This window comes from Actinacidiphila sp. bgisy167 (assembly GCF_965342175.1).
In the GTDB taxonomy this organism is placed as follows: Bacteria; Actinomycetota; Actinomycetes; order Streptomycetales; family Streptomycetaceae; genus Actinacidiphila.
The window spans coordinates 34,870-54,556 of sequence record NZ_CBDRBL010000024.1 but is presented as its reverse complement, the minus strand read 5'-3'; the positions used below and the strand labels follow the sequence as shown (position 1 = coordinate 54,556).

Sequence of the window (19,687 nt, the reverse complement as noted above, 5' to 3'; positions counted from 1 at the left end):
GAAGCGTGTGGGGGCGACCGTGGAACATCAGCCGGAGGGGTGACGATTGACGAGTGGTCAAGTGAGCCATAATCCGCTCCGATGAGCGCCCCGTGGGCGCATCGCGACGCGGCGCTCAGGACGACAGGTCGGGTGCTGTCATCGTGAAGTGTGCGGTGACCTGCGCGTACACGCTCTGCCGTTCCGGCTCCAGGTCAAGGGCCCGGACGGCCTCCTCGGCACCGCCGCGCGCCGCGAAGGCTGCCGTCCGCATCGCCGGGTGGGCACGGAAGGGCGCGGACTGCTGCACCCCCTCGTCGGCCAGTTCGACCAGGGCGACCAGGCGGGCGCCGAGCGCCTGCGCGTACTCGCGGGCGCGCCGCACCGCGTCGCGCGCCGCCTGCCTGCGGGCCTCGCCATAGGCCGGGGAGTCGGGGCGCAGCGACCACCAGGGGCCGTCGAGGCGGGTGAGCTCCAGGTCGGCCAGCCGGGTGGTGAGCTCCCCCAAGGCGGTGAAGTCGACCAGGGCGGCGCCCACGCGCACGCTGCCGTGGTAAGCCCGTACGCGTTCGCCGCGGCCCCGGTCCCGCAGCTCGGGGGTGATCACGAAAGCGCCGGTCTCCAGCTTCTCGACGGCGTCGCCACAGGCCTTGACGAGTTCGAGGACCTGCGCATTGCGGCGGCCGAGGTCGTCCAGCACGGCACGGCGGTCGGTGCCGCGGGCGCTGACGGTGACGGCGATCCGGGCGAGCTCGGGCTCGACCTCGAGCGTCGCCTCGCCCCGCACCCCGATGTGCGGGACCTCGGGGGTCGGGTAGGCCCTGGCCGGTTCTGTGGTCATGTGTCCACCCTGCCAGGCCCACGGGGTGGTGACGAGCCATCTGTTCGCCCCGGCGGGGCTGTTGTCCGGGAGCACCCGAGCGCCAGGATCTACGCGCGTCACCGCAGCCGGTCCACGCGACCGGCGACGATCACCGCGCCCCGAGCGACCGCCGGGCGCGCCTCCGGACTCCAGGAGCCGACACGTGCCGCCGAATCGCAGGGAGGAAGCCAGGGTGCTGACCGGCGCCCGGGTCAAGGCGTACATCTCCCTCTCCGCGAACGACTCCGCGCAGACAGCGCCCGACGCTCCCGTCGGCGTCGCGAAGCTGACGAACACGGGCGGCACGCCGACTACAACGACGACGTGGTCGGCGGCGTCACCTATGACATCGGCATCTCCCGCCCCGCCGGTTCCCGGCTGCCGCACGTGCTCTTCCAGGGCGCACCGATCGACGAGTCGGCCCGCTTCGTGCCGGCACGTCCACCACGACCGGGCCAACGGCGGCGGCGACTTCCCCGCCGCCGCCTCGGCGCCGCGGGTGTGGGCGCACTCCGAGGAGATCCGGAACACCATCAGCACGTGGTGCGGAACGGCTCCGTCGACCCTGCGCGCTTCGCCGCGCAGGACTGGAGGCTGACCAGCGGCGGCGTGCCGGTCTTCTGGAGCCGCGCCTGCGGGCGCCGGCAGTCGCCGGTGCGGGAGGAGGCCAGGTGCGGGGCGCGCACATGGCCTCCGGCGTGCCGCGGGCCGCGGGCGCGGACGCCGTGCAGGCCGGGCGCGCGCGGCGGGCTCAGACGGGCACGTGTTCCAGCAGCACACGGCGCAGCTCCCGGGCGGCGCGCGGGGGTTCGACGTCCTTGCGGTGCGCCAGGGCGACCGTGCGCTGCAGCCCTGGGGCCTCGAAGGGGGTCGTGCGCAGCCGGGGGCGGCGTCCGGCCACCATGCCGGGGACGACCGCGGGCCCGAGTCCGGCCTCGACGAAGCCCAGGACGGCGTCCATCTCGCCGCCCTCGATCGCGAACCGCGGCTCGAAGCCGGCCGCCCGGCACGCGGCGACGGTGAGGTCGCGCAGGTCGTAGCCGCTGCGGAACATCACCAGCGGCCGGTCCCTGAGGTCGCCGATCCGGATGGCGGGGCCCTCGCAGGGGGGCGGCCCGTCCACGGCGGTCACCACCACCAGGTCCTCGTGGAGCAGCGGTGTGGCGTCCAGAGCCGGGTCGTGGCTCTGCAGCGGCAGGACGATCAGGGCGAGGTCGAGGCTTCCGGAGGCCAGCTCGCGCACCAGGTCGCGTGAGCCGCCCTGCTCGACGACCAGCCGGATGCCGGGGTAGCGGTCGTGGAAGTCGCGCAGCACGTCGGGCAGCAGGCCGGTGGCGAGGCTGGGGGTGGCGCCCAGGCGCACCCGGCCGCGGCGCAGGTGCACCAGTTCCTGGACCTCCTGGGTGGCGGTCTCGGTGTCGGCGATGATGCGGCGCGCCAGCGGCAGCAGGGCCTCGCCGGCGTCGGTCAGGGCGATGTTGCCGCGGGCGCGGCTGAACAGGCTCGCCCCGAGCTCTCGCTCCAGGGCCTTGATCTGCTGCGAGAGCGAGGGCTGCGCGACGTGGACGCGCTCGGCGGCGCGGGTGAAGTGCCGGGTGTCGGCGACCGCGAGGAAGTACACGAGTTGCTGCAGCTGCATAGCCGCACCATAACCCCGGATAGGCGTGTCCTATCGAAACAAGCTGGAACATGTCTTGGACCTGTCGTCGCAGGTCCGCCTAGCGTCAGGCGTATGGCTGTGGCGACGACGAGGACGAAGGAGACGGAGAGGACGACGGCACCAGGCCGCCGTCCGTCGCTCCTTGGGGCACTGTGGGGCTCGACCGTGGGCAAGAAGGCGGTCATGGCCGGGACCGGCGTGATCATGCTGCTGTTCCTGGTCGCCCACATGCTGGGAAACCTGAAGATCTTCTTCGGCCCGGAGGAGTTCAACGGGTACGCGGCGTGGCTGCGCACCATCGGCGAGCCCGCCCTGCACAACAGTTGGTACCTGTACATCCAGCGCACCGGTCTCGTCGTCGCCGTGGTGCTGCACGGTGTCGCCGCCTACCAGCTCAGCCGACGCGACATCAGGGCGCGCCCGGCGAAGTACGAGCACAAGAGGCAGCGGGCCAGCTACGCGACCCGCACGATGCGCTGGGGCGGTGTGATCCTCGGGCTCTACATCGTCTGGCACATCCTCGACCTGACCATGCTCACCGTGAACCCGCTGGGCAAGGAGCACCACCCCTACGAGAACATCGTGGCCGACTTCCGGATCTGGTGGGTGAACGTCGTCTACATCGTCGCGATGCTCGCCCTCGGCCTGCACATCAGGCACGGCTTCTGGAGCGCCGCGCAGACCCTGGGGGCGGTGAACAAGCGCCGCGACCGCGCGCTGAAGATCACGGCGAACGTGCTGGCGGCCTCGCTGACGGCGGGCTTCCTCGTCGTACCCGTCGCCGTGATGACCGGATGGGTGGAGTGACCATGGACTACCGACTGGGCGAGCCGATCGCCGACACCAAGGCGCCGGACGCGCCGATCGCGGAGCGCTGGGACCGCCGCAGATTCGAGGCGAAACTGGTCAATCCGGCCAACCGCCGCAAGCACACGGTGATCGTGGTCGGCACCGGGCTGGCGGGCGGCTCCGCGGGGGCGACGCTCGCGGAGCAGGGCTACCACGTCGTGCAGTTCTGCTACCAGGACTCACCGCGCCGGGCGCACTCCATCGCCGCTCAGGGCGGCATCAACGCCGCGAAGAACTACCGCAACGACGGCGACAGCGTGCACCGCCTGTTCTACGACACCGTCAAGGGCGGCGACTTCCGCGCCCGCGAGTCCAACGTGCACCGGCTCGCCGAGGTGTCGGTGCAGATCATCGACCAGTGCGTGGCGCAGGGCGTGCCCTTCGCCCGCGAGTACGGCGGGCTGCTCGACACCCGTTCCTTCGGCGGCGTCCAGGTCTCCCGGACCTTCTACGCCCGCGGCCAGACGGGGCAGCAACTGCTGCTCGGCGCCTACCAGGCGCTGTCCCGGCAGATCGACGCGGGCAACGTGGAACTGCACCCGCGCACCGAGATGCTCGACCTGATCGTGGTGGACGGCAGGGCCCGCGGCATCGTCGCCCGCGATCTGGTGACGGGCGAGGTGTCGGTGCACATGGGCGACGCCGTGGTGCTGGCCACCGGCGGCTACGGAAACGTCTTCTATCTGTCGACCAACGCCAAGGGCTCCAACGCCACCGCGATCTGGCGGGCGCACCGGCGCGGCGCGTACTTCGCCAACCCGTGCTTCACCCAGATCCACCCGACCTGCATCCCGCGCTCCGGCGACCACCAGTCGAAGCTGACGCTGATGAGCGAGTCGCTGCGCAACGACGGCCGCATCTGGGTGCCGAAGGCCGAGGGCGACACCCGTCCGCCGCACGAGATCCCCGAGGACGAGCGGGACTACTACCTGGAGCGGATCTACCCCTCCTTCGGCAACCTGGTGCCCCGCGACATCGCCTCCCGCGCCGCCAAGAACGTCTGCGACGAGGGCCGCGGCGTCGGCCCCGGCGGCCAGGGCGTCTACCTGGACTTCGCCGACGCGATCGCGCGCATGGGCCGCGCCAAGGTGGAGGAGAAGTACGGCAACCTCTTCGAGATGTACGAGCGGATCACCGCGGAGGACCCGTACACCCGGCCCATGCGGATCTACCCCGCCGTGCACTACACGATGGGCGGCCTGTGGGTGGACTACGACCTGCAGACCACCGTGCCCGGCCTGTTCGCCATCGGCGAGGCCAACTTCTCCGACCACGGCGCGAACCGCCTCGGCGCCAGCGCCCTGATGCAGGGACTGGCCGACGGCTACTTCGTGCTCCCGGCCACGATCAACGACTACCTGGCGCGCGGCCCGCACGACCCCGTGGCGCCGGACCACCCCGCGGTCGCCGAGGCCGTCGCCGATGTCGAGGACCGGCTGAACCTGCTGCTCGCCGTGGACGGCGACCGTACCCCGGACTCGTTCCACCGCGAGCTCGGGGAGCTGCTGTGGGACGAGTGCGGCATGGCCCGCAACGAGGCGGGGCTGCGCAAGGCGCTGGAGCGGATCCCGGAGCTGCGCGAGGAGTTCTGGCGCCGGGTGAAGGTGCCGGGCAGCGGCGAGGCGCTCAACCAGGCGCTGGAGAAGGCCAACCGGGTCGCGGACTTCCTCGAACTCGCCGAGCTGATGTGCCTGGACGCCCTGCACCGCACCGAGTCCTGCGGCGGCCACTTCCGCGAGGAGAGCCAGACCCCGGACGGCGAGGCGCTCCGCGACGACGAGGCCTTCTCCTATGCGGCGGCCTGGGAGTTCACCGGCGCGGGCGAGGCCCCGGTGCTCCACAAGGAGGCCCTCGACTTCGAGTACGTACACCCCACCCAGCGGAGCTACGCGTGAACCTCACCCTGCGCATCTGGCGCCAGCCGTCCGCCGAGGACGACGGCGCCATGGTGACCTACCGCGTCGAGGACATCAGTCCCGACATGTCGTTCCTCGAGATGCTCGACGTCCTCAACGAGGAGCTGATCCTCGCGGGCGACGAGCCCGTCGCCTTCGACCACGACTGCCGCGAGGGCATCTGCGGCGCCTGCGGCATGGTCATCAACGGGCAGGCGCACGGCCCGGAGCGGACCACCACCTGCCAGCTGCACATGCGGCACTTCCAGGACGGCGACACCATCGACGTCGAACCGTGGCGGGCCGCCGCCTTCCCGGTCGTCAAGGACCTGGTCGTCGACCGGTCGGCCTTCGACCGGGTGATCCAGGCCGGCGGCTACATCAGCGTGCCGACGGGCAGCGCGCCGGAGGCGCACGCCACGCCCGTCCCGAAGGAGGCCGCCGACGTCGCCTTCGAGCACGCGGAGTGCATCGGCTGCGGCGCGTGCGTGGCGGCCTGCCCCAACGGCTCGGCGATGCTGTTCACCTCGGCCAAGGTCAACCACCTCAATGTGCTGCCCCAGGGGCAGCCCGAACGCGAGACCCGGGTGCTGGACATGGTCGCGGCCGTGGACGACGAGGGCTTCGGCGGCTGCACCAACACCGGGGAGTGCGCGACGGCCTGCCCCAAGGGCATCCCGCTGCCGTCGATCGCGGCTATGAACCGCGAATACCTGCGGGCCTTGCGGAAGGAGCGGTCGCGGTCCAGGGGCTGACCGGATTGGTGGCCGCGCTGAGCCCGAAGGTCGTGAAGGCCGTGCGGGAGGGCAGCGGATAGGGCTCCTTGCCGGTCACGGCGTTGAGCACGACCGCCGAGCGCCAGGCCGCGAGCCCCAGATCCGGGGCCCCGACACCATGGGTGTGGCGCTCGGCGTTCTGCACGTGGACGGCCGCGCCGGTGCCGGCGACGACCGGGTCCAGCTCGAGCCGATGGCACTCGTCGATGACGGGACGGCCGGACGCGTCGCGGGCGATGTACCCGTCGATCGGGGCGAGCAGCGCGTCGAGGGAGCGCTCGCGGTAGCCGGTGGCGAGGACGACCGCGTTGGTGATGAGGCTGCTGCGGGCGCCCTGCTGCTCGTGCTCCAGATGGAGTTCGACGGCGCCCATGCCCCTGCGGCCGGCCGTGCGGACCGTCACGCCGGGGGTGAGGACGGCGTCCGGCCAGCCGCCGCCCACGGTGCGGCGGTACAGCTCGTCGTGGACGGCGCCGATCGTGCCGTGGTCGATGGCCCGGTGCAGCTGCCACTGGCGGGGCAGGAGGTTGTCGCGAACCGGCTCGGACAGCCCGTGGAAGTAGCGCGTGTAGTCGGGGGTGAACTGCTCGAGGCCGAGCTTGCTGTACTCCATCGGGGCGAACGCGGGGCTGCGGGCGATCCACGTCAGCCGTTCGCGCCCGACGGGCCGGGCGCGCAGCAGGTCGAGGAAGACCTCTGCGCCGGACTGCCCGGAGCCGACGACGGTGACGTGCTCGGCGGCCAGCAGCCGGTCGCGGTGCTCCAGGTAGTGGGCCGAGTGCACGACGGGGACGGCGGGCGCCTCGGCGAGCGGCCGCAGCGGTTCCGGCACATAGGGCGCGCTTCCGACGCCGAGGACGAGGTTGCGGGCGTACGTACGTCCGAGGGCCTCGGCCTGGCCGTCGGAATCCAGCCGCGTGTGGTCCACCTCGAAGACGGCGCGCCGGGCGTTCCAGCGGACGGTGTCGACCTGGTGGCCGAAGCAGGTGCTGGGCAGCGACTCGGCGACCCATCGGCAGTAGGCGTCGTATTCGGCGCGGTGTGTGTGGAAGCGTTCGGCGAAGTAGAACGGGAAGAGCCGCTCGCGGGTCCTGAGGTAGTTCAGGTAGCTCCACCGGCTCGTGGGGTCGACGAGGCTCACCAGGTCGGCGAGGAACGGCACTTGGAGGGTGGCGTCGTCGAGCATCAGCCCCGGGTGCCAGCGGAAGGAGCACTCCTGCTCGTAGAAGGCCGCGCTGAGATACGGGACACCGTCGGCGAGGGCGGCCAGGGACAGATTGCACGGGCCGATGCCGATGCCGAGCAGGTCGAAGGGCTGGTCCTGGTGGGAGTCGTGGTCGTCGATCGTGTTCATCGGGGGGTGCTGCCTTCCTGGTGGGTCGTGCAGACGAGCGTGAGCAGGGCCTGGAGGTCCTCTTGTGTGGTCGCCGGATTGAGCAGGGTGACCTTGAGCCAGAGCCGTCCGTCGGCGCGGGCCCGGCCGAGGACGGCGCGGCCGTCGAGCATGAGCCGGCGGCGGAGGACGGCGACCTCCTCGTCGCCGGCGCCGATGGGGCGGAACAGCACGGTGCTGATGGCCGGGCGGGCCCGCAGGGTCAGTGCGGGATGTCGTTTGACGAGCTCCGCGAGCTGCCGTGCCCGGTCGCAGACCGCCTCCACGAGCCCGCCCAGGCCGCGGCGTCCCAGGGCGCGCAGCGTGACGGCGATCTTGAGCACGTCGGGGCGGCGGGAGGTGCGCAGCGAGCGGCCGAGCAGGTCGGGGAGACCGGCCTCGGTGTCGTCGGCGGCGTTCAGGTAGTCGGCGCGGTGCTCCAGCGGGTGCAGCAGCGCGGCCTCCCGCACCGCGAGCACCCCGGCCGCCACGGGCTGCCAGCCCAGCTTGTGCAGGTCGAGGGTGACGGTGTCGGCCTCCCGCAGACCGGCGAGCCGCGGCGCCTCCCGGTCGCTGAACAGCAGCGGCCCGCCGTACGCGGCGTCGATGTGCAGGCGCGCGCCGTGCTCGCGGGCGGTGCGGGCGAGTTCGGGCAGGGGGTCGATGTCACCGGTGTCCGTGGTCCCCGCGGTGGCGACGAGCAGGGCCGGGCGGTCGTCCGCGGCGAGAACGGCCCGCACGCGCTCGGGGTCGAGCAGGCCGCGGGGGGTGTCCACGAGGACGGGGGGCCGCATTCCGAGCAGCCAGGCGGCACGCGGCACGCTGTGGTGCGCGTTGGCCCCGGCGACGACCCGTACGTCCGGGGCGCCCTCCCGGGCCAGCAGGAGCGCGATCTGGTTGGACTCGGTGCCGCCGGTCGTGACGAGCGCGTCCGGCGCCACCGCATCGGGGTGGACGAGACGGGCCAGGGCGCGGGTGACCTCCGTCTCCAGCGCGGTCGCCGCCGGGGCCTGGTCCCACGAGTCCATCGACGGGTTGAGCGCGCTCGCGGCAAGGTCGGCCGCCACGGCCTCGCCCAGGGGCGGGCAGTGCAGATGGGCGGCGCACAAAGGGTCCGCCGGGTCGGCCGCGCCCTCGGCGACGACCGAGACCAGCGCGCACAGCGCCTCCGCCGCCCCGCTCCCGTCCTCCGGCAGGACCTTCCCCAGCACATGGCCGACCCGCCGTGCCACCGCGCCGGGGCCACCGGCGGGAAGCGGCCCCTTGCGGGCGGCCGCTCCTGCCGCGAGTGCGTCGAGTACGACCTCGACCAACGGGCGCAGCCGGTCCGGCCCTTCACTTCCACCGGCGAGATGGGGTGGCATGGAGTCGGCGCCCTCCGTTGTTGCGGATCACCGGCGCGTGCGCGCTGGGCGACCTGCGTAACGACGCTCCCCCACCTCGGGTGTTGCCCCCGCACCCCGATCGGGTCGCCGCCCCGGCGCACCCGCGAACAGCCCTCACGCCGCAGCGCCGCCCACGCGGTGCCCCACACGCCTGGCGCACGCCCTCTCGCTCGTGCTCGGGCGCCGGCCGTCACCCTGCCGAGCGCCGTTCCGTGTCGCTGCGCGCGGGTCTCGCGGTCCTGCTGCGGGGGGCCGAGCCGGCGGTGCCGGCCCGGTGGATGACGGCCGGCGGCTGCTGTATCTGCGGGCCGTGCCGAAGAAGCAGACGAGGAGACGGCGGTCGCCGTGCGTCGGGCCGGCGTCCTGCCGGGGACGGAGGCTTGCCATGCACGTCGCCGCCACCGCCGGGCACGCAGACCACGGCAAGTCCGCGCGGCTGCGGGCCCTGACAGGGAGGGAGCCCGACCGCTGAGCGCGGGAACAGCGGCGCGGCATGACGCTGGACTCCGGCGCCGCGTGGACAGGGCTGCCCGCCGCCGCGCCGGGCGCTCGTGCCCGGGCACGTCCTTGAGCATGCGACGCACTGGCGTACTCGGCGGTGCTCCCGAGACGGCCCCGGGCCAGGCCCGCGCCGGCGAGGTGCAACGCACCCGCCGCACCCGGCGCACCGGCCGCGGCCCCGCGTCCGGCGTGCCCCGCCGACGACGAGCCGACGGAGCAACCGGCCGTGCCGGCACGGGCCTTCGGGGACCGCCCGGTCAGGCGGTCCGGACGTGCAGGGCGCGGCGCAGGTCGTCGAGCTGGTCGGCGAGGCTGCGGCGCAGGGCGGGGGTGGGGGCGGGCTCGGATGCGCCGGTGCGCAGGCATTCCTCGCCGAGGTCGAGCACCTGGGGCTCGACGACCGCGGCGGGGAAGGCATGGCGGCCGGCGGCTTCGCCCAGAGCCGGGCCGCGGCGGGCCGCGACCGCCACCGCGGCGGGGAAGTAGCGGGGTACGTACTCCCGGACGAGGTCGAGCTGTTCGGGCTGCCAGAAGCCCTGGGCGGTGGCGTTGAAGAGGTAGTTGGACAGGGTGTCGCCGTCGAACATCAGGGCCCACGCGTCCCGCTTCGCCTGCGGGTCGGGCAGCGCGGCCCGGCAGCGGGCGGCTGCCTCCTGGCCGGTGGCGCTGGGGTCGGCGTCCAGTTCGGCGGCGATGTCCTCGGCCGATGCCGCGCCCAGCACGCTGAGCCGGGTGAGGATCTGCCAGCGCAGCTCGGGGTCGAGCACGGGTCCGCCGGGCAGGGTGCCCTCGGTGAGCCAGCCGCGCAGCGAGCCGGTGTCGGCGGTGGAGCCGATGAGCTGGCGGGCCGCGGTCAGCCGCAGTCCGGGGTCCTCGCGGGTGAGCAGGTCGCGGGCGAGCGCCTCCAAGGTGGCGAGCGCGCCGGGACGTTCGGCGGCCGGGAGGTACCGGTCGGCGAGCTGCCCGCGGGCGAAGGTGAGCACGCCCCGGACGACGGCGATGTCGGTCTCGTCCGCCAGGTGGGCCCGGGCGAGGTCGAGGTAGGCCGCGGGCGGGAGTTCGCCGTCGCGGACGAGGTCGCGGGCGGCGTTCCACACCAGGGCGCGGCTGAGCGGGTCCGGCAGCCCGCTCAGCGCGGCGGTCAGGGTCTCCCAGGACCGCGCGTCGAAGCGGATCTTGGCGTAGGTCAGGTCCTGGTCGTTGAGGAGCACCAGGTCAGGGCGGCGGCCGGGACGTACCTCCGGCGTCCCGCCGTCCGCGGGGACGTCGGTCTCGAAGCGTTCGCGCAGCACCAGTCGCGCCGGGTCGGCGCCGGCCCGGTCGTACGCGGCGACGGCGATGCGGTGCGGGCGGCTGCCCTCACGCGTCACGTCGAGCCGCCAGCCTCCGTCATCGTCGCCTTCACCGTCCACGGGGACCGGGGTGAGCCTGTCGACGCCGGTCGTGCGCAGCCAGCGGTCGGCCCAGGCGTGGACGTCCCGGTCGGTGTTGCGGGCGAGGGAGTCGATGAAGTCGGAAAGGGCCGCGTTGCCGAAGCGGTGCCGCGCGAAGTGGTCGTTGATGCCGGCGAGGAACTCCTTGCGGCCGAGCCAGGTGACCAGCTGACGCAGCGCGGAGGCGCCCTTGGCGTAGGAGATGCCGTCGAAGTTGAGCAGCGCCGACGCGGTGTCGGGGACGGCCTCCGGGGCGGGGGCGACGGGGTGGGTGGAGGGACGCTGGTCGGCGTCGTAGCCCCAGCCCTTGCGCGCGACGGCGAAGTCGGTCCACGCGCCGCTGAAGCGGGTGGCCTCGGAGAGCACCTGGTAGCCCATGTACTCGGCGAAGGACTCGTTGAGCCAGATGTCGTCCCACCAGCGCAGGGTGACGAGGTCGCCGAACCACATGTGGGCCATCTCGTGGGCGACGACCATGCCGCGGCTCTGCCGCTCGGTGTCGGTGACGGCGGAGCGGAAGACCATCTCGTCGCGGAAGGTGACCAGACCGGGGTTCTCCATCGCGCCCGCGTTGAACTCGGGCACAAAAGCCTGGTCGTAGGAGTCGAAGGGGTACGGCTCCTCGAACAGCTCGTGGTAGCGGTCGTAGCAGCGCCGGGTGATGTCGAGGAGCTCCTCGGCGTCGGCGTCCAGGTGCGGGGCGAGGGAGCGGCGGCAGTGCAGCCCGAAGGGCAGGCCCGCGTGCTCCGTGCGCACCGAGTGCCAGGGACCGGCGGCGACGGCGAGCAGGTAGGTGCTGATCGGGGGGGTCGGCGCCACGCGCCAGCGGCCTTCGGCCTCCCCGGTGCGCTCGGCGACGCCGTTGCCGAGGACGGTCCATGCCGGGGGCGCGGTCACGGTGACCTCGAAGACGGCCTTGAGGTCGGGCTGGTCGAAGGCGGCGATGACGCGCTGCACGTCGTCAAGGAAGAGCTGGGTGTACAGATACGTCTCGCCGTCGGCGGGGTCGGTGAAGCGGTGCATGCCCTCACCGGTGCGGGAGTACCGCATGTCGGCCTCGACCCGCAGCTCGTGCGGCCCGGCCGGCAGACCGCGAAGCGGCAGCCGGTTGTCGTCCAGGGCGGCGACGTCGAGCGGCCGCCCGTCCAGGACGGCGCTGTGCAGAGCGGCGGGCTTCAGCTCGACGAAGGTGTCGCCGTCGGTCAGGGCGGTGAAGCGGATGACGGTGGTCGATCCGAACACCTCGTCGCCACGGGTGAGGTCCAGGTCGACGGTGTAGTGCTGTACGGAGATCCGGCGTGCGCGGATCTCGGCCTCGGCACGGGTGAGAGCAGGCATGCGCTCATGCTGCCTCATCTCCCTCCCCCGGCGTACGGGGGGCTCCGCATCGACGACCGCAGCCCCGCGAGCAGGCGGCTGGGGATGGCGCGCAGCCGGGCCGGGGTGGGTCCGTGGGCGCCGCCGGCGGAGTCGAACGGGCCAGGGTGTCTCGCGTGGGGGGCGCGGACGCCCCGCGCGCGTCGAGCGGCGGACGGCGACGCCGGTCGCGTGTCCCCGCCGTACGAAGCCGGGGTGCCGGAGTTGGCGTTGCCAGTGCGGGGCTACCGCTGTCCGATATGCCGGTCCCCTGCGCCAGAGCGGCTTGGTGTCGACCGGAAGGAGGGGTTCCGGAGCCGGTCCTTGCCGCCGGAGGGGGAGACCGGGCAGGCTCGGCGGATGATCGCCACCCTGCAGTGCACTGTGATCGACTGCCTTGACCCGTCCACACTGGGCGCCTTCTACCACGGCATCCTCGGCGGGGACCTGGACACCGCTGACCCCTCGTGGGTGGATTTGCGGACCCCGGACGGGACCCGGATCGCCTTCCAGCAGGTGCCCGTCCACCGGCCGCCGCGCTGGCCCGACCCGGAGCACCCCCAGCAGGTCCACCTGGACTTCGAGGTCCCCACCCGCGCCGATGTGGAGCGGGCCCACGAGGAGGTCCTGGCCCTCGGCGCCACCTTCCTGCACGACAGCGGCGGCAAGCGCAGCGGCTTCCGGGTCTTCGCCGACCCGGCCGGGCACCCGTTCTGCCTCTGCTACGGGCAGAGTGCGGAGCCGGCCGTCGCGGGATGAGCGGCGGCCGGCGGGGTCCGCGCCGGCTCCCGCGCGGCCCTCTCGCGGCCCTCTCGCGGGGCCGCCGGTCGGGGGGAGGATCGGCCGGCCCCGGAGGAAGGCCGCAGCCCGTTGTCGGTGGCCACTTGTACGGTGGGTCGCATGCCGGCGCCCGAAGCGACGGCGTCGCGAGCCGTCCGGATCGGGCCTGCGCGATCGATCACGACCGAAGGGGGCCGGCATGGACGCGGGGCGGACGGCGTACGAGTTGCTTGAGCGGGACCCGGACCCCGCGTCGGTGCGCCACGTCACTTTCGTGCCGTTCCTGCCGGGCGGCGGGGTCGGCGCGGTGCGCGGCCGGGACGGGGTGGTACGCCTGCCGTCCGGCGAGGTGCTGCCGGGTGAGGACTGGGGCCTCGACACCGCCGCCCGGGTCCCGCTCGAGACCGCCGGCTACTACCGGCAGCGTGTGCACCCCTTCGCCTGGGACGCGGAGCGTCAGCGGCTCTTCGCCTGGTTGGACGGCGACCGCTACCGGGGCCGGCGGCCGCACGCCGCCGACGCCGACCTGGTCGTGGCCGACGCCGAGACGATCGCGGGTCTGCTCCCCCACGGCCCGGAGCGGCGTGCCGTGCGGGACGCGGCACGCTCCTTCCGGGAGCAGGACGACTCCTCGTACTTCGCCGGCACCCTGCGCCTGCTGGAGCCCGCCTACCTGCGCGCGACCACGCCCGAGGGCGGATCGGGCTTCGGCGGGGGGCCGGGCCAGTGGCGGGCGCGGCGCTCGATGGTGGTCGACGCGCTGCACAAGGACGGCACCTTCCTGGACGTGGGCTGCGCCAACGGGTTGCTGATGGAGTCGGTTCGGCGGTGGGCGGCCGAGCGGGGACGGGTGGTCGAGCCCTACGGTGTGGACTTCGCACCGCGGCTGGTGGAGGTGGCGCGGTGCCGGCTACCCCGGTGGGCGGACCGGGTATCGGTGGGCAACGCGCTGGACTGGCGGCCTGCGGACGGCAGCCGGTTCACCTTCGTGCACGCCCTCGCCGACTGCGTGCCCGGGCACCGGCTGGGCGACCTGGTCGGCAGGCTGCTGGCGGAATTGGTGGAGCCGGGCGGGCGGCTGCTGCTCAGCGTCTACCAGGCGGAGGGCGGCAATGCGCCGACCGCCGCCGAGCGGCTGGCCGCGCTGGGCGTGCCGGTGGCCGGTGCGGCGAGCGGCACGGGGCCGGAGCGCACGGCGACAACGGCCTGGGTCGACGCGTAGGCTCGAAGGGTCGTACGCGTCATCTGCGCTCGGGGAGGCGCCGTGACCGAGCCGTCGTCCCTTCCGGTCGAGCACGGCTTCCCGCACCTGGAGCAGGTGCGGGGCGCCCTGACCGCGCTCTACCGGCGGCTGTCGTACGACACGGTGAGCCGCTTCCCGGCGAGCGTCCGCCCGGAGGCGGTGGCGTTCCCCGCGGACGAGGACCTGCACCTGGGAGCCCAGCGGGTGGCCCGGGCCATCGTGGAGCACTTCCGGTTGCCGCAGGCCCGCATGGTGGTCAGCTTCCGCGAGATGGTGCACGCGGGCAGTGTTGAACTGGCCGCGGGGCCGGAATACTTCGTGGAGTTGCACGCCCGCTTCCGGGAGGACCGGCGCGACGTGGGCGCGGTGCTGGCGCACGAGGTCATGCACGTCTATCTGCACCGGCTCGGCCTGGAGTGCCCCGGGGCGCGGGAGAACGAGATCCTGACGGACACCGCCACGACCTACCTGGGCGCGGGCTGGCTGCTGCTGGACTCCTACCGCGAACAGCCGGCGCTGCGCGGGGAGCGGCTGACCACTACCGCCTCCAAACTGGGCTATCTCACACCAGAGGAGTTCGGCTACGTCCTGGCCAAGCGGGCACAGGCCTTCGGCGACGACATCGAGCCGTGGCTCACCAGCCCGTGGGCCCGGGAGGCCTACCGGGCCGGCCTGCGCGTCGCCGCAGCCGACCTTCGTCATCCGCCGATGGCCGGCTGCGGCTGGGCGGAGCACCGCCGGTACGCCCACGACCGGCGGCGCGGCGGCGCGTATCCGGCGGCCGGATACGCCTTCGAGGGCGGTGAGCCCCAGCGGGTCTCCTTCCCCTGCCCCACGTGCCGGCAGCGGATCCGGGTCCCGGTGCGGGGACGGCTGAGGGCGCGGTGCGGGCTGTGCCGCACGGTGCTGGAGTGCGACACCTGATCCGGCACACCTGCGCGGGCCCCCGGACCCCTGCTCCGCACGCCTCCGCCCCGCGCGCCGGGCTCGTGATCAGCCCGTGGTCGGCCCGTGGATGGCTCGTCAGCCCGTGGCCGGCGCCGCCTCCCGCAGGAAGTCCAGCAGCGCGGCGTCGACCTCCGCCGGGCGCTCCTGCTGGGTCCAGTGGCCGCACCCGGGCAGCACCACCGGTTCGCGCAGCGTGGGGTGGAGCTTCCGCAACGCCGGGATCAGCTCGGACATCCCCGGGAATCCGTAGACGAGGTCGCGGTCGCCGGTGACGTAGAGCGCCGGCACCCGCAGGGCGGCACCGGCCCAGGGGGCGGTCAGCCGCCAGTTGAGGTCGAGGTTGCGGTACCAGTTGAGCCCTCCGGTGAAGCCCGCCTCGGCGTACTCGGCGGTGTAGGCGTCCAGGTCCTCCTCGGTGAGCCACCCGGGGAGCTCGCCGGGGTCCTCGCCCATGTCGAGGAAGCCGCCGCCGGGCGGGACGAGGGGCTGCGCCGGGACCGGGTCGTTGGCGGGGTTGTCGCCGGAGGCGCCGTAGAGGACGTGGCGGAAGGTGCGGCGCGGGTCGGCGGCGAACTCGGCGTCGGCGACCCCGGGCCGCTCGAAGTAGTTCCAGTAGAAGCGGCCGTCGTACAGCTCCCGCATGGACCGCAGCGGAGGCGCGTCGCCGCTGCGCGGGGTCGGCGGGACGCTGAGGCCGGCGACGGCGCGGACGACGTCGGGCCGCAGCAGCGCGGTGTGCCAGGCGACGGGGGCGCCCCAGTCGTGCCCGACGACGACGGCCTGGCTCTCGCCGAGCGCGTGCACGAGGCCGATGACGTCGCCGACGAGGTCGAGGATGGTGTACGCGTCGACGGCCGCGGGCCGTTCGCTGCGGCCGTAGCCGCGCTGGTCGGGGGCGACCACCCGGTAGCCCGCGGCGGCGAGCGGCGCGAACTGGTGGCGCCAGGAGTACCAGCACTCGGGGAAGCCGTGCAGCAGCAGCACGAGCGGGCCCTCGCCCTCCTCCGCGACATGCAGCCGGATTCCGTTCGCTTCGACCGTGCGGTGTTCCACCATGGCGGTCACCCTAGGGGCACGCGCCGGGGGAAGGAGCCGGCCGCGCACGGATCACTCCGAACGGAGCACCGCACCTTCTTGTGCGGCCCGTTCACCGATCGTCACGGTGTGACGATCGGGAAATTCTGGTCGGCGGTGTCCAGCAGCCCGACGAGGGTCGCGACGACCTTCAGGTCCCCCTCGTGCTCGACGCCCTCGAGACGGCCCCCCGCGAGGAGCCGGTGCAGCTCGGGCCGGGTGAGGGTGAGCGTCAGGTCGGCGTGCCGGACGGCGGGGCGCCCGTCCTGGGTGGAGAAGTAGGTGAGGGCGCCGTTGGAGAGGGTCAGGTGCCAGGTGCGGTGCTCGTCGATGAGCCGCCAGTCGATGGTGAGGTGGACGTCCCACGCCTTGGGGCCGTTGACACGGATGGCGAGGGCGTCGATGAGCTGGTCGACGCTGAGGGCGGCCATCACGTCCGGGTTGGCGATGAGAACGGCGGTCCGGGTGACGCCCTGCCGCAGTTCCTGGGCGCCCATCAGGTAGAAGTTGCGCCAGGGGCCGTTCTCGCAGCCGTGTCCCAGGCGCTCGTAGAGCAGGGCCAGTTCCTCCGCCGCGGAGGCGTGCCCGGGGTCGGCGAAGACGGCGTGGTTCAGCAGGGTGACGGCGAACCGCGGGTCGCCCGACTCGGCGTACTGTCTGGCCTTGGCGACGGTGGCGTCGGTGCCGCCGAGGCAGTCCACGTAGCGGCGGGCCTCCGCCACCGGGGGGTGCTGCCACAGGTGGGCCGGGTTGCCGTCGAACCAGCCCATGTAGCGCTGGTAGACGGCCTTCACATTGTGGCTGAGGGAGCCGTAGTACCCGCGGTTGGAGCTCAGCCGTTCCAGGGCGGGGGGCAGGGTCAGCTCCTCGGCGATCTCGGTGCCGGTGAGGCCGCGGTTGATCAGCCGCAGGGTCTGGTCGTGGAGGTAGGCGTACAGGTCGCGCTGGCACGACAGGAGTCGGTGGATGCCCTCGCGCCCCCAGGTCGGCCAGTGGTGGGAGGCGATGACGACGTCGGAGGCGTTGCCGAAGAGGACGAGGGCCTCGTTGAGGTAGTGCGCCCACAGCCGGGCGTCGCGTACCTGCGCGCCGCGCAGGGTCAGGACGTTGTGCATGGTGTGGGTGGCGTTCTCCGCCATGCACAGCACCCGCTTGGCGGGGAGGTGGAAGTTCATCTCGGCGGGCGCCTCGGCCCCCGGGGTGAGCTGGAAGATCATCCGGACGCCGTCGATCGTCTCGTCCTGGCCGGTGCGGGTGACGTGCACGGTCGGCGGGATCAGGGTGACGGTGCCGGTGGAGGCGGTCTGGCCGAGGCCGCAGCCGATCTGCCCGGCGGGGCCCTTGGGCAGTTCGGAGCCGTACATGTACACGGCGCGGCGGGTCATCGCGACCCCGGCGTCGACGCTCTCGCCGGCGGCGTGCTCCAGGAAGCCGGCCGGGGCGAGGACGGGCACCGGGTCGTGCCCGTAGGGCAGGACGCCGCGGGCGCCGCCGAAGTGGTCGACGTGCGAGTGGCTGTAGATGAGGGCGGTGACCGGCCGGTCCCCCCGGTGCTCGCGGTAGAGGGCGAGGGCGGCGGCGGCGCACTCGGCGGAGCGCAGGGGGTCGATGACGATGACGCCGCGGTCGCCCTCGACCAGGGTCATGTTCGACAGGTCCAGGCCGCGCACCTGGTAGACGCCCTCGACGACCTCGAACAGACCCTGCTTGGAGGCGAGCCGGCTCTGCCGCCACAGGCCGGGGTGCGCCGTGTCGGGGCACGGGCCCTGGAGGAAGGAGTAGGCGTCACCGTCCCAGACGACCCGGCCGTCGCTGTCGGTGACACGGCCGGGGGTGAGGGCGCCGAGGAATCCCCGGTCGGCATCGGCGAAGTCCGTCGTGTCCTCGGGTGCGCCGGGTGCGAGAGCCGTCATGACGACACAATGTCAGCGTTCCGCCTGAATTGTCACGTTCAGGTGCGCCACCAGCGGCGCGGTTCCCCCCTTCCCGCCTTCACCGTCCCGGGCGGGTCCGTACGGGCTCGCAGCAGCGGGTCGCCTTTCCAGTCAGTCCCGGGCGGCACGGCCGAGACCGTGCAGACGCCCACGACGATCAGGGATGCCACTGCTGCGGCGCCGATCCGCACCACGCGGGCGCGACGCCAGCGGCCGATCTCCGCACTGACCAGCACAGCCGCGAGGAGTCCGGTGCCGCCACCATCGGCACGGGGACTTTGTCCACGAGAACCGGCAGCACATGTTCACCAGTTTCGATAGCACGGAGCGGTCCGGAATCTTCGAACGCCGTTGGCCTGATGACACCTATCAGGCCTCGCGCCTAAGGTGTGCCGGTGATCTTCAGAAGGAAGCAGAACGCCGCAGACCTGGCCGCCGTCATCTCAGAGCTGGAGCAGGCAGTGGCCGCTCGCGACGGTGGCCGCACCGAACGTGCGTTCAACGCGGCAGCGAGTGGTCTGCAGTCGGCGACGGACACTGAATGCGTGGCGGTGGGACCCCGGTTGGCCGCGCTACTCCCCGCCTTTCCGCCCACCGGTCCGCGCCCGACGCTGGCGACGATGGCCGGCTTCTGCGTGGAACGGGGTGCCGATCCGGTGGCCTGTGCGGAGCCGGTCCTCGATGGCACCCATCGGGACCTGCTCGATGCCCTGGAGTTCGCCCGCCGCTGGGCCGCCGCCGGCGGTGCCGGGGACGAACTGCCAGAGGCCGACGAGAAGATCATCGACGACGCGCTGATGGCCCGGCTGGGTGGTGAGGCGCACGAGGCGTTGCGGTTGGCGCTGGCCTGGTGCTCGGTCGAGCAGTGGCAACCCCCCGCGCTGGCCGTGCTGTGCCGCAGCACCGAGGTGCGCCGTCGGCACGCATCCACGCTCCTCCCCGCCTGTCGCAACCTGGCGGCCCTGGAGCGGCACGACCTCAAGTGCCTGGCCTACGCGCTGGCGATCCTGGACGACGAGCCCCTGGTGGTGCTGCACCGGCCCACCGGAACCGGGTTCGAAGTGCGCATCAGCGGCATCGGGGACAACTTCCAGTTGCACACGCTGCTCGCCCACGTGCTCGTCGGCGGCGGTCACGTACCCGGCACCGCACCGTCGGCAGAGAGCGTCCGCCTGGCCACGGACCCCGAGCCCGCCCAGGGGCGCACCGGGACCGTCGCGACCGGGGCCTTTGAACTCCTCGCCCCGGACGGAGAGCGGATCTGGAACGAGGGACTACCCGACGACATCCCCGTTGTGGAGGGACGCCGCCTACTCGTGCTGGACGAGCCGATGTATCCGCGCAGTTGGAACGCCGACCGGTTCTTCCCGATGCTCCCCGGGACGGCCGAACTGACTGGTGTGCTGTCCGCCGACGAGGTCCAGACCTGGTTCACCTCCACCTGCTGGACGTCCTGACCCGCTCGCCCGGCGCCACCGCTCGGCGTCGGCTGCTGCCTCGGCCAGAAGTCGGGACTCGGGCCTGGCGTCTATCGAACAAGAAGCGCGCCAGGGTGCTGTCCACATCGCTGAACATCTGCTGTCGATTTCCGTGAGCAGAATCAGTCCCCGATGCTCGAACCGGTGTGCAGACCCGGTCGG

16 protein-coding genes are annotated in these 19,687 nt (G+C 73.1%); 7 read left to right on the top strand and 9 right to left on the bottom strand.

Annotation, left to right across the window (positions count from 1 at the left end; genetic code table 11):
- Positions 1-115: 115 nt before the first annotated feature.
- The 3 genes from ACRWND_RS12480 to ACRWND_RS12470 all read right to left on the bottom strand — a co-directional run bounded on the left by ACRWND_RS12480 (position 116) and on the right by ACRWND_RS12470 (position 2,480).
- Positions 116-820 (bottom strand): SIMPL domain-containing protein, encoded by a 705-nt coding sequence (locus tag ACRWND_RS12480; RefSeq protein WP_431948780.1) that lies wholly within the window; start codon positions 818-820, stop codon positions 116-118.
- A 554-nt stretch (positions 821-1,374) separates the two neighbouring features.
- Entirely contained in the window at positions 1,375-1,527 is a 153-nt protein-coding gene (locus ACRWND_RS12475; protein WP_431948779.1) for a hypothetical protein, read from the bottom strand.
- A 65-nt stretch (positions 1,528-1,592) separates the two neighbouring features.
- Complete coding sequence (locus tag ACRWND_RS12470) at positions 1,593-2,480, bottom strand: LysR family transcriptional regulator (protein WP_431948778.1); 888 nt, start codon at positions 2,478-2,480, stop codon at positions 1,593-1,595.
- Between the two features lie 93 nt (positions 2,481-2,573).
- On the opposite strand from ACRWND_RS12470, the gene ACRWND_RS12465 reads away from it, so the two are divergent.
- The 3 genes from ACRWND_RS12465 to ACRWND_RS12455 are packed head-to-tail and all read left to right on the top strand — an operon-like array spanning position 2,574 to position 6,000.
- The gene (locus ACRWND_RS12465) at positions 2,574-3,308 is read left to right on the top strand and encodes a succinate dehydrogenase cytochrome b subunit (RefSeq protein WP_431948777.1); all 735 of its coding nucleotides are present in this window, start codon (positions 2,574-2,576) and stop codon (positions 3,306-3,308) included.
- A gap of 2 nt (positions 3,309-3,310) precedes the next feature.
- Complete coding sequence (locus ACRWND_RS12460) at positions 3,311-5,245, top strand: fumarate reductase/succinate dehydrogenase flavoprotein subunit (protein ID WP_431948776.1); 1,935 nt, start codon at positions 3,311-3,313, stop codon at positions 5,243-5,245.
- Entirely contained in the window at positions 5,242-6,000 is a 759-nt protein-coding gene (locus ACRWND_RS12455; protein ID WP_431948775.1) for a succinate dehydrogenase/fumarate reductase iron-sulfur subunit, read from the top strand. Before ACRWND_RS12460 ends, ACRWND_RS12455 begins: the two co-directional genes overlap by 4 nt.
- Here ACRWND_RS12455 and ACRWND_RS12450 read toward each other — a convergent pair.
- From ACRWND_RS12450 to pepN, 3 genes are all read right to left on the bottom strand, one after another.
- Positions 5,942-7,375, bottom strand: a complete 1,434-nt coding sequence (locus ACRWND_RS12450; protein ID WP_431948774.1) for a lysine N(6)-hydroxylase/L-ornithine N(5)-oxygenase family protein — start codon at positions 7,373-7,375, stop codon at positions 5,942-5,944. The two genes, ACRWND_RS12455 and ACRWND_RS12450, sit on opposite strands and share 59 nt — an antisense overlap.
- Positions 7,372-8,757 carry a pyridoxal phosphate-dependent decarboxylase family protein gene (locus tag ACRWND_RS12445; RefSeq protein ID WP_431948773.1) on the bottom strand — a complete coding sequence of 462 codons (1,386 nt, stop codon included), beginning with the start codon at positions 8,755-8,757 and terminating at the stop codon, positions 7,372-7,374. Before ACRWND_RS12445 ends, ACRWND_RS12450 begins: the two co-directional genes overlap by 4 nt.
- 779 nt (positions 8,758-9,536) lie before the next feature.
- On the bottom strand, positions 9,537-12,050 hold the full coding sequence (gene pepN / locus ACRWND_RS12440; RefSeq protein ID WP_431948772.1) for an aminopeptidase N: 2,514 nt from the start codon (positions 12,048-12,050) through the stop codon (positions 9,537-9,539).
- Between the two features lie 378 nt (positions 12,051-12,428).
- Here pepN and ACRWND_RS12435 point away from each other — a divergent pair, with 378 nt between their 5' ends.
- From ACRWND_RS12435 to ACRWND_RS12425, 3 genes are all read left to right on the top strand, one after another.
- Entirely contained in the window at positions 12,429-12,827 is a 399-nt protein-coding gene (locus ACRWND_RS12435) for a VOC family protein (RefSeq protein ID WP_431948771.1), read from the top strand.
- A gap of 220 nt (positions 12,828-13,047) precedes the next feature.
- Positions 13,048-14,070, top strand: a complete 1,023-nt coding sequence (locus ACRWND_RS12430; protein ID WP_431948770.1) for a class I SAM-dependent methyltransferase — start codon at positions 13,048-13,050, stop codon at positions 14,068-14,070.
- A gap of 42 nt (positions 14,071-14,112) precedes the next feature.
- Complete coding sequence (locus ACRWND_RS12425; protein WP_431948769.1) at positions 14,113-15,015, top strand: hypothetical protein; 903 nt, start codon at positions 14,113-14,115, stop codon at positions 15,013-15,015.
- Positions 15,016-15,114: 99 nt separating this feature from the next.
- Here the strand turns inward: ACRWND_RS12425 and ACRWND_RS12420 are convergent, their stop codons facing one another.
- The 3 genes from ACRWND_RS12420 to ACRWND_RS12410 all read right to left on the bottom strand — a co-directional run bounded on the left by ACRWND_RS12420 (position 15,115) and on the right by ACRWND_RS12410 (position 18,283).
- Positions 15,115-16,095 (bottom strand): alpha/beta fold hydrolase, encoded by a 981-nt coding sequence (locus ACRWND_RS12420; RefSeq protein WP_431948768.1) that lies wholly within the window; start codon positions 16,093-16,095, stop codon positions 15,115-15,117.
- 101 nt (positions 16,096-16,196) lie between these two features.
- The gene (locus ACRWND_RS12415; RefSeq protein ID WP_431948767.1) at positions 16,197-18,026 is read right to left on the bottom strand and encodes an alkyl/aryl-sulfatase; all 1,830 of its coding nucleotides are present in this window, start codon (positions 18,024-18,026) and stop codon (positions 16,197-16,199) included.
- A gap of 38 nt (positions 18,027-18,064) precedes the next feature.
- Positions 18,065-18,283 (bottom strand): hypothetical protein, encoded by a 219-nt coding sequence (locus ACRWND_RS12410; RefSeq protein ID WP_431948766.1) that lies wholly within the window; start codon positions 18,281-18,283, stop codon positions 18,065-18,067.
- 153 nt (positions 18,284-18,436) lie between these two features.
- Between ACRWND_RS12410 and ACRWND_RS12405 the strand changes: the two genes are divergently transcribed.
- The gene (locus ACRWND_RS12405; protein WP_431948765.1) at positions 18,437-19,504 is read left to right on the top strand and encodes a hypothetical protein; all 1,068 of its coding nucleotides are present in this window, start codon (positions 18,437-18,439) and stop codon (positions 19,502-19,504) included.
- The last annotated feature ends 183 nt before the right edge of the window (positions 19,505-19,687 follow it).

Coding starts and splice junctions, on each gene's coding strand:
- ACRWND_RS12480 (WP_431948780.1), bottom strand. CDS start 820: ATGACCACAGAACCGGCCAGGGCCTACCCGACCCCCGAGGTCCCGCAC.
- ACRWND_RS12460 (WP_431948776.1), top strand. CDS start 3,311: ATGGACTACCGACTGGGCGAGCCGATCGCCGACACCAAGGCGCCGGAC.
- ACRWND_RS12450 (WP_431948774.1), bottom strand. CDS start 7,375: ATGAACACGATCGACGACCACGACTCCCACCAGGACCAGCCCTTCGAC.
- ACRWND_RS12430 (WP_431948770.1), top strand. CDS start 13,048: ATGGACGCGGGGCGGACGGCGTACGAGTTGCTTGAGCGGGACCCGGAC.
- ACRWND_RS12445 (WP_431948773.1), bottom strand. CDS start 8,757: ATGCCACCCCATCTCGCCGGTGGAAGTGAAGGGCCGGACCGGCTGCGC.
- ACRWND_RS12420 (WP_431948768.1), bottom strand. CDS start 16,095: ATGGTGGAACACCGCACGGTCGAAGCGAACGGAATCCGGCTGCATGTC.
- ACRWND_RS12415 (WP_431948767.1), bottom strand. CDS start 18,026: ATGACGGCTCTCGCACCCGGCGCACCCGAGGACACGACGGACTTCGCC.
- pepN (WP_431948772.1), bottom strand. CDS start 12,050: ATGCCTGCTCTCACCCGTGCCGAGGCCGAGATCCGCGCACGCCGGATC.
- ACRWND_RS12465 (WP_431948777.1), top strand. CDS start 2,574: ATGGCTGTGGCGACGACGAGGACGAAGGAGACGGAGAGGACGACGGCA.
- ACRWND_RS12435 (WP_431948771.1), top strand. CDS start 12,429: ATGATCGCCACCCTGCAGTGCACTGTGATCGACTGCCTTGACCCGTCC.
- ACRWND_RS12470 (WP_431948778.1), bottom strand. CDS start 2,480: ATGCAGCTGCAGCAACTCGTGTACTTCCTCGCGGTCGCCGACACCCGG.